The sequence below is a fragment of the Shigella sp. FC1967 genome (assembly GCF_001743005.1).
Classification (GTDB): domain Bacteria; phylum Pseudomonadota; class Gammaproteobacteria; order Enterobacterales; family Enterobacteriaceae; genus Proteus.
In genome coordinates this window covers 1-1,059 of sequence record NZ_MIIZ01001066.1, presented here as the reverse complement: position 1 = coordinate 1,059, position 1,059 = coordinate 1, and the positions used below count along the sequence as shown (strand labels likewise).

The window sequence follows — 1,059 nt, the reverse complement described above, 5'->3', positions numbered from 1 at the left end:
TTACCCTAATATTTAATATATTATAATTTATAGCATTGAATATACAAAGCTACCGCACTGGGTTTACGGCCCCCAGAGCGCCAAAATTCATCTCGAAAAACCCTTATCTCTATGTAATATAAGAGTTTTGTTATATAAGCATACTTTAACAATATGCGAAAAACCGCACTGAGAGTAGACTCTTCAAACCAGTCGGTCAAGTAATAGCTGGGTATTTTAGCATTGATTGAAGATATATAAATATCGGAATAGCGATTGATTCAGCCAGATCATTCTGAATTGCATCATTAGATGCTAACAAAAAGAATATGCCACCTATTCTTCAATAGATGGCAGGATATTTTGATACAATAGTTTAATTACTGAATTATGTATCTGGATTAGTATAAATTTTAACCTTGATGACTTTGCAATATTTTGATTAATATAAATAAAAATCGCTCTACATAGTTACTATTCATAGAATCTAAAAGCTATAAAGTAGATAACGTTATTCTTTACTTCCTAAGCTAAACTTCCATTTTTCACCAAACTTATAATCCCAGTCATATGGGATGAATTTATCTATTCCATTACAAGGAGTAATGTCATTTCACCAAAATAAATTTTATTATTAGCAAGATAGAAGTCTACCCGACAATAATCGAACTCAGCTGATAGCTTCTTAGCAAGATCTAGTAGTTCATGAAGTTGAGTTGGTGCTGGTATTTTTGCTGGTGCGTTTTTTATATCCCATTAAGAAAGGCAATAGTTCCCATTGTGTATTATAAATATTGATAAAGCGTTCATTGCCATATCGAGAGAATTGGATCTCTAAAAATTCAGGCTTACCATGAAAACAATGAATTTTGTAGTCTTCAGGTTGAATTTGTTGATGGGTAGAGTTGAATATATCTAGATACTCTGCACATAAAATCATCGGTGCAATATTTTTATAGTGCCATTCTCTGGTTCTGTAATACATGCTTTTTCTTAAGCTTGATCGAAGTTTTTTGTTAGCAAGTTTTTTTATTGAAATTTCTTTTATCAGTACAAATGATTGTGCTACCGGCATCATGA

Annotated in this window: 2 protein-coding genes; both read right to left on the bottom strand. The window is 31.7% G+C overall.

The window, feature by feature from the left end:
- Window positions 1–564: 564 nt before the first annotated feature.
- Complete coding sequence (locus BHE89_RS27165) at window positions 565–708, bottom strand: ATP-grasp fold amidoligase family protein (RefSeq protein ID WP_353615146.1); 144 nt, start codon at window positions 706–708, stop codon at window positions 565–567.
- A partial coding sequence (locus BHE89_RS18400; protein ID WP_128860707.1) for an ATP-grasp fold amidoligase family protein occupies window positions 683–1,059 on the bottom strand: 377 nt, incomplete at its 5' end. The genes BHE89_RS27165 and BHE89_RS18400, both read right to left, overlap by 26 nt.